The following is a 7,604-nucleotide window of genomic DNA, read 5'->3' on the forward strand; positions in this document are numbered from 1 at the left end:
CTGAGCTGCAGCGCCATCGCCGTGCTGGTGCCGGCCACGGTCAACAGCCCATAGACAGTTCCATGGCGGATGCTGTTGGCGACGATCAGGCTCACATTGGGGCCGGGCAACAGCATCAGCAGCGTGACGGTCACGACGAATCCCGCATAGAGATGAATATCCGGCATCACTCGGCCCTCCTTTCGACCCGGCGCGGCTGATCACGAAACCTCGAGAAATTCCGCTTGCGTTCCTGCCGCAGCAAGCTAGTCTGAGTGCCTGGCGTAACACAAAAACAATATGGATGGGGCTCATGACGATAACGCGACGCTTTGCGCTACGCGGTTCCGCTGCGGCGGCCGCCCTGATGACCTGCGGCGGCTCGATCGCCCTCGCCGCCGACAAAACCTACCGGATCGGCATCACCCTGCCCCTGACCGGCGCCGATGCCGAGGCCGCCCACCTCATTCTGAACGGCGCGTTGCTCGCGATCAAACTGGCCAATGCCAGCGGCGAGCTGAAGGGCATCACGCTGGAGCCGATGGTGCTCAACAACGCCACCGCCACCGCCGGCCAGTACGACCCCGCCCAGGCCGCGACCAATGCGCGCAAACTGGTCGGCGACAAAACGGTCCTCGCCAATGTCGGGCCGGAAATGAGCGGTTCGGGCAAGGCCATGGCCCCGATCCTGTCGATGGGCATGCTCGCGACGATCACGCCGAGTTCCACCGCCCCCGACATCACCGCCCCGCAATACGCCGGCGAATTCGATCCGGGTGGCAAGCCGATCTATTTCCGCACCGTCACGACCGATGCCTATCAAGGCCCGAACATGGCGAATTTCTATGCCGAGGTCCTGAAAGTGCCGAGCGTCTACGTGCTCGACGACAGCGGCGCCTACGGCGTCGGCCTCGCCGATGCGTTCGAGGCGCGGGCCAAGGCCAAGGGCATCAAACTGCTCGGTCGCGACCGGCTCGATCCGAAATCGGCCGATTATTCAGCCGTCCTGACCAAAATCAAGGCAACCTCGACGGCCTCGCTCTATTACGGCGGCACGATGCAGGCCGGCGTCAAGCTGGTCAAACAATCCTATCAGATCGTCCCCAGCATCATCAAAGGCGGCGGCGATGGCATTCTCAGCCCCGAAATGATGACCGCCGCGGGTTTCCCGGCCGCTCAGGGCTGGTACGCCACCAACGCCTCGCCCCATGTCGTCGATGATCCGAACCTCGCCAGCTGGGTCTCGCTCTATGCCAAAACCTACAACATGCAGCCCGACGATTACGCCATCACCTCTTATGATGCCGCCCTGGTCGCGATCGCCGGGATCAAATCCGTCCTGAAAAGCGGCAAACCACTGACCTCTGCCAATGTCCGCAACGCGATCCAGACCGTCCACGTTAATGGTCTGCAAGGCCCGATCTCGTTCGACAAATATGGCGATCTGATCACCCGGGTCGTCGCCGTGTTCCAGTTCAAACAGGACAAAAACGCGCCGCTGGCCGATTTGAACAAGCAAACCCACTATATCGGTGTGGCGCCCCAGAGTTAGCCGCCCCGATGACCAATACGGCGATCTTCCTGCAGCAGATTGTCAACGGTGTCAGTCTCGGTTCGGTCTATGCCTTGCTCGCTTTGGGCTTCACCCTGGTTTACGGCATCCTCGAACTCATCAACTTCGCCCATTTCAGCGTCTTCATGGTCGGCGCCTTCATCGCGCTGATCGTCCTTCAGGCCTTCGGTCTGCAAGGCCAGTCGACCATCCTGCACGGCGCGCCGCTGGTGTTCACCCTTCTGATCGCCCTCGCGGTCACCATGGTCGCCTCCGGCGCGCTCGGCGTCCTGATCGAACGCTACACCCTGCGCCCGATGCGCAACGTCAAAGGCCCGATGGCCATGATCACCACCATCGGCGTCTCCTACATCCTGTTCAACCTGGTCCTCCTGGCCACCAACGCGCAAGCGCTCAACTTCCCCGACCCGATGCCCCAGGCCAATTATCACATCGCCGGCGTCGTCATCCGCCTCAAGGAAATCCTGATCTGGGTGGTCTCTCTCGTCCTGATGGTCGGGCTCAACCTGTTCGTCAAACGCACCAAACTCGGCAAGGCGATGCGCGCCGTCGCACAGGACCCCGAGGCCGCGCGCATGATGGGCGTCGATGTCGATACCGTGGTGATGATCGCCTTCTTCGCCGGCTCCGCCCTCGCCGGCGCCGCCGGCATGATCTTCGGCCTCTACTATAATTTCGCCCAATACAGCATCGGCTACACCGCCGGCCTGCGCGCCTTCACCGCCGCCGTGCTCGGCGGCATCGGCAACGTCCCCGGCGCGATGCTCGGCGGCCTGGTGATCGGCTTGATCGAGACCATGGGCAGCCAATATATCGCGGCGCGCTGGGCCGATGTGATCATCTTCTCGATCCTGATCGCGACACTGGTATTCCGCCCGGCCGGTCTGCTCGGCATGCTGGCGCCCAACCGCTCATGACGCGACCGATCAGCGCGAGCCTCGCCCGCCTCTCGTCGCGCCAGAAACAAATCCTGCTGCTCGCCCTTCTGGCGGTGCTGGCCGCCTTCCCCTATCTCGGACCCGGCCAGGCCAATATCGACATCGCCGCCAATTGCTGCGCCTACGCCGCCCTCGCGCTCGGCCTGAACATCGTGGTCGGCTTCACCGGCCTGCTCGATCTCGGCTATGCCGCCTTCTTCGCCATCGGCGCCTATTCTTACGGAATCCTGAACTCCTACCAGCTCCACCCGCCCTGGTCGCCCGCCTGGGCGCCGCTCGAAGCGATCGGCTTCGTCGCCAAACTCGGCATCGGCGCCACGGCGAGTGTCCATTTCACCTTCCCGTTCTGGCTGATGCTGCCGGTCTCCGCCATGATCGCCGCGGCCTTCGGCATCGCCTTCGGCGCGCCCACCCTGCGCCTGAAGGGCGACTACCTCGCCATCGTCACCCTCGGCTTCGGTGAGATCGTCCCGATCGTGGTGCGCAACTGGAGTTCCCTGACCAACGGCGCCGAAGGCCTCAACGGCGTCGGCCCGCCCTCGCTGTTCGGCACCAGCTTCGGCATCGATTCCACCCCTTACTATTATGTCGGCCTCGGCATCGTCCTTCTGCTGTTGTTCATCAGCCTGCGCCTGAAGCCCTCGCGCATCGGCCGCGCCTGGATGGCGATCCGCGAGGACGAAATCGCCGCTGCCGCCATGGGCATCCACACCACGCGCCTGAAACTCCTCGCCTTCGCGATGGGCGCGGGTTTCGCCGGCCTCACCGGCACGTTCTACATCGCCAAGCTGCAAACCGCGACGCCCGACATGTTCGACCTGCCGGTTTCCATCATGGTCCTGGTCATGATCGTCCTCGGCGGCCTCGGCAGTGTCTGGGGCGCCATCGTCGGCGCGGTCTCGCTGCAACTTCTGCAAGCGTGGTTTCTGCCCGAGCTCAGCGCGCTGGTGCAGTCGCTCGGCAACGCGCTGCGCTCGCCCTTCCTGTCCAATCTGCAACTCACCTCCGCCTCCGAACTGATCTTCGGCATCATCCTGGTCACCATGATGCTCTACCGGCGCGATGGTCTGGTGCCGGTCAGCCGCAATGAAATCCGCCTGAGCTTCGCCGAACAGGATGCCGCGGTCTCGCGCGGTGCCGCCCCCGCCATCGCGCGCCTCACCGAAGCGACCGCCACCGCCGCCCGCGCCCACGCCCCCGCCGCCCTCGCCGTGCGCGACCTGACCGTGCGGTTCGGTGGCCTGACCGCCCTGAAATCGGTCTCGCTCGCGGTTCCGGCCAACGGCATCGTCGCCGTCATCGGCCCCAACGGCAGCGGCAAATCCACCCTGTTCAACAGCATCACCGGCCTGGTCACCCCCTCCGGCGGCTCGATCGACTTCGCCGGCACCGAATTGATCGGCCAACGCCCCGATCAGATCTCGCGCCACGGCATCGCCCGCACCTTCCAGAACATCCGCCTGTTCCCGACCCTCACCGTGATGGAAAACATCCTGATCGGCCAGCACGCCCATCTCACCGCCGGCCCCGCCAGCATCGTCCTCGGCCTTCCCCGCGTCCGCGCCGAGGAGGAGGAAGCCCGCGCCTTCGTCATGGAACTCCTCGCCATGTTCGGCAACCGCCTCATCCCGCGGATCGACCAGGGCGTCGCCCAACTCTCCTACGCCAACCGCCGCCGCGTCGAAATCGCCCGCGCCCTGGCAACCCGCCCCCGCCTTCTGATGCTCGACGAACCCACCGCCGGCATGAACCCCGCCGAAAGCCTGGAACTCGCCGAACAGATCGCCGGCTTCCGCGCCATGGGCCTCACCATCCTCCTGGTCGAACACAAGCTCGACGTCGTCACCCGCCTCGCCGACAATGTCATCGTGCTCGATTACGGCGAAAAACTCGCCGAAGGCCCCGCCGAAGCCGTCCGGCGCAACGAAGCCGTCATCGAAGCCTATATCGGCCGCGGCTCGGTCATCGGCGGCACCATCGATGCATGATCTCGCCCCCCTGCTCGAGTTCGACGCCGTCCACACCCATTACGGCGACCTCCACGTGCTCAAGGGCGTCGATTACACCATGAGCAGCACCGACATCATCGTCCTGCTCGGCGGCAACGCCAGCGGCAAATCCACCACCATGAAAACCATCATGGGCACCGTCATCCCCACCGCCGGCGAGGTCCGGTTCCGCGGCGAAATCATCAACCGCCTCAGCACCGCCGAACGCGTCCGGCGCGGCATCGCCCCGGTGCTCGAAGCCCGCCGGCTGTTCCCGCGCATGACCGTGTTCGAAAATCTCGAAATGGGCGCCTACACGCAAAAACGCGGCCCGGATTTCGATGCCGGCATCGAACGCGTCTACGAGCTGTTCCCCCGCGTCAAGGAACGCCGCACCCAACTCGCCGGCACGCTCTCCGGCGGCGAACAGCAAATGGTCGCCATCGGCCGCGCCCTGATGGCGCAACCCCGCCTGATCTGCATGGACGAACCCTCGATGGGCCTCTCCCCCCGCTTCGTCGAAATCGTCTTCGACATCATCAAAACCATCAACCGCCAGGGTGTCGCCATCTTCATGGTCGAGCAGAACGCCAACATGGCGCTGCAAATCGCCGATCGCGGCTACGTGCTGCAAACCGGCCAGGTCGTCCTCTCCGGCCCCGCCGCCACCCTCGCCGCCAACCCCGCCATCCGCGAAGCCTATCTCGGCGAATTGCAGGTCGAAGCCTGACCCCGCTCACCGCACCCGCTCACGCCGCATCATCCCCATCGGCATGGGCGAACAGATTATTCAGCACAACAATCGTGCGCCGCACCGAATCCCGCACGCTTTCCAGCATCTCCGGCATCCGCGCCGGATCGATCCGATCGGTGATCTCAAGCGCCGCCAGCTGCGCATTCTCCACGATCGATCGCAGCAGCCCCTGAAACACCAGATCATCGTTGGAGGTCATCAACCCGCCAACCCTTCGGTTGTGCTCCAGAATACCGTCCTGAAACTGCCGCCGCGCCGCCACCGCCGCCTTCTGCTGCGTCATATCGGTGAACATCAGAACAAATCCGAGCACCCGCGCCGCCGAGGCAAAAATCGGATCAGCCCGCACCAGCAGCGGCCGGCTCGCCCCGCTGTCCAGCCGCATCGCCCCCTCGCCCCGCCAGCTCACATGATGCCGCCGCAACGCCGCCAGCCGTTCGCCAACCTGATCCGCATCAACGAACAACGCCGCCAGATCCGCCAGCGATTGCAACGGATTGTTCGACCCCGCGATCAACGTCGCAAACGCCCGGTTGACCAGCAGAATCTCGCCCGCAACCCCGGCAATCACCACAGGCTGAGTCGAAAGCGCCACCTCGCGCCGCACCTGATCGAGCTGATCCTGCGCAATCAGCACCCGCACCGAGCGCGACTGCAACACAACATCCGCCACCATCGCGCCGATCAGCCGCGCCGCCGCCAGATCCGCATCCGTCCACGGCTCGGACTGACCGCGCATCACCTCATGCCACTGCGCGAACGACCGGCGCGGCGATAAATCCGCCACCGTGCCGCCAACCCCGACCGGCTTGGTCGGGTCGCCGCCCCAGGTCACCTGCCGCACCACCTCGGGACGCACCCAGATCAGATAGGTCCCCGGCGTGCGCGCCAGCGCCACCGCCAGCACCCCGCTCGCCGCCCCGCTCAGCGCCGCGAACCCCGGCCGCTCGCGGCCGAGCGCCGCGGTGGCAACCAGCTCATTCCCCGGCTGGTCATCGAGCCAGGCGGCAATGTCACGCAGGTCCGCCGTGCCCGGAACATCCCCGGTCACCGTCACCTCGCCCTCGAACAGCAGCGCCGCCCCGCTCGCCCGCACCGGATGCAACAAGGCCTGCGGATTGTCGAACAGCGCGTTCTTCCAATTCCCCTCGCGGGAGAGCGCCTCGACCATCCGCTGCTCCAGCCGCCGCGCCGACAATTCAGCCTGCGTCTGCGCGAAACTCTCCAGCGCCGCAATGCGCGTCGCCACCGCCTCGGCCAGAAACTCGCACGCCGCCCTGATCTCGGCAGGCACCAGAAACGGCGCGTAATGATGGCAGCTGATCAAGCCCCAGAGCTGCCCCCCCACCATGATCGAAATCACCAGGGTCGCCCGCACCCCCATGTTCTGCAAATACTGCACATGGATCGGCGAGGAGCTGCGCAACATGCACAGTGACATATCGAGCGCCTCGCCGCTGATCGGCGATTGCCGCGGCACCAGCCCGACCGGGCTGAACCCGACATCCACAAGCATCCGCACCCGGTTGCGCTCATACAAACGCCGCGCGATCCGCGGAATATCGGTCGCGGGATAACGATTGCCGAGATACGCCTCCAGCCCCGGCTCGCGTTGCTCGGAAAACACCTCGCCATGGCCATCGTCGTCGAACCGATAGACCATCACCCGGTCATACCCGGTCAGACCCTTGAAAATCCGCGCCGTCTCATCGCACAGCTGCGCCAGCGAGGCCGACACCAGAACAATCTGCAACCCCGCCTCGATCTGCCCGGTAACATCGATGATCCCGCCCGCCGGCTCCAGCTCGATCAGCAGCCCCCCGCCCGCCGGCCGGTGCATCAGCCCATCAACCTCGCGCAACCCCCGCCCGATCACGCAGCGAAACGCCCGCGGCTGCTCGCGCAGCGCCAGCTTCAGATGCGGCCCGATCCGCCGCACCAAATCCCCCGCCAGCCGCGCCAGCGGCACGCCAACCGGATCACACCCCAGATCCAGCAACGCCGCGGCATTCTCGCTCGCCTGCACAACCACCAACTCAGGCTCACGACACAAAAGCAACGCGCCATGCGGCTGAATCGAACCGGCAAGATGGATCTGCTCGCGCTCGCAATTCGACAGATCAGCCTCACCGAACGCGGGCGACGCCATGAATTTCGCAACCATCCCCGAATTCCCTCTCACGCCGCCGCCGTCCCGCTGCCACAAGCTGTCATGATCCCCCTCTATGGGGGTCATTCCCGGTCAGGCAAGACCACCGCCCGCCCCCAACCCGCGACGCGCCAACGCCTCAACCCCTCCCGTGCCCGCGCCCTGAATCTCAACCATGCCGCTCTCACCGCGAACGCGGCGTGGCCCAGAGCGATAGGCGATT

General features: G+C 65.3%; 5 protein-coding genes. 4 read left to right on the forward strand and 1 reads right to left on the reverse strand.

The window, feature by feature from the left end; genetic code table 11:
- Positions 1-292 precede the first annotated feature (292 nt).
- Genes ACP5E6_RS14765 through ACP5E6_RS14780 form a run of 4 tightly spaced genes read left to right on the forward strand, consistent with a single transcriptional unit; the run spans position 293 to position 5,208 of the window.
- Positions 293-1,531 (forward strand): branched-chain amino acid ABC transporter substrate-binding protein, encoded by a 1,239-nt coding sequence (locus ACP5E6_RS14765; protein ID WP_427955194.1) that lies wholly within the window; start codon positions 293-295, stop codon positions 1,529-1,531.
- Between the two features lie 8 nt (positions 1,532-1,539).
- Positions 1,540-2,469, forward strand: a complete 930-nt coding sequence (locus ACP5E6_RS14770) for a branched-chain amino acid ABC transporter permease (protein ID WP_427955196.1) — start codon at positions 1,540-1,542, stop codon at positions 2,467-2,469.
- Positions 2,466-4,478 (forward strand): ABC transporter permease subunit, encoded by a 2,013-nt coding sequence (locus ACP5E6_RS14775; protein WP_427955198.1) that lies wholly within the window; start codon positions 2,466-2,468, stop codon positions 4,476-4,478. The genes ACP5E6_RS14770 and ACP5E6_RS14775 overlap by 4 nt, the downstream gene beginning before the upstream one ends.
- Positions 4,471-5,208, forward strand: a complete 738-nt coding sequence (locus ACP5E6_RS14780; protein ID WP_427955200.1) for an ABC transporter ATP-binding protein — start codon at positions 4,471-4,473, stop codon at positions 5,206-5,208. Before ACP5E6_RS14775 ends, ACP5E6_RS14780 begins: the two co-directional genes overlap by 8 nt.
- Before the next feature lie 19 nt (positions 5,209-5,227).
- Here the strand turns inward: ACP5E6_RS14780 and ACP5E6_RS14785 are convergent, their stop codons facing one another.
- Positions 5,228-7,396, reverse strand: a complete 2,169-nt coding sequence (locus ACP5E6_RS14785; RefSeq protein WP_427955202.1) for a GAF domain-containing protein — start codon at positions 7,394-7,396, stop codon at positions 5,228-5,230.
- Positions 7,397-7,604: the final 208 nt, after the last annotated feature.

Origin of the sequence: Acidiphilium sp. (genome assembly GCF_049977125.1) — a bacterium.
Taxonomy (GTDB): domain Bacteria; phylum Pseudomonadota; class Alphaproteobacteria; order Acetobacterales; family Acetobacteraceae; genus Acidiphilium.

Bases quoted from the DNA above. Each gene is read 5' to 3' on its own strand.
- ACP5E6_RS14785 (WP_427955202.1), bottom strand. From the start codon at position 7,396: ATGGTTGCGAAATTCATGGCGTCGCCCGCGTTCGGTGAGGCTGATCTG.
- ACP5E6_RS14780 (WP_427955200.1), top strand. From the start codon at position 4,471: ATGCATGATCTCGCCCCCCTGCTCGAGTTCGACGCCGTCCACACCCAT.
- ACP5E6_RS14775 (WP_427955198.1), top strand. From the start codon at position 2,466: ATGACGCGACCGATCAGCGCGAGCCTCGCCCGCCTCTCGTCGCGCCAG.
- ACP5E6_RS14770 (WP_427955196.1), top strand. From the start codon at position 1,540: ATGACCAATACGGCGATCTTCCTGCAGCAGATTGTCAACGGTGTCAGT.
- ACP5E6_RS14765 (WP_427955194.1), top strand. From the start codon at position 293: ATGACGATAACGCGACGCTTTGCGCTACGCGGTTCCGCTGCGGCGGCC.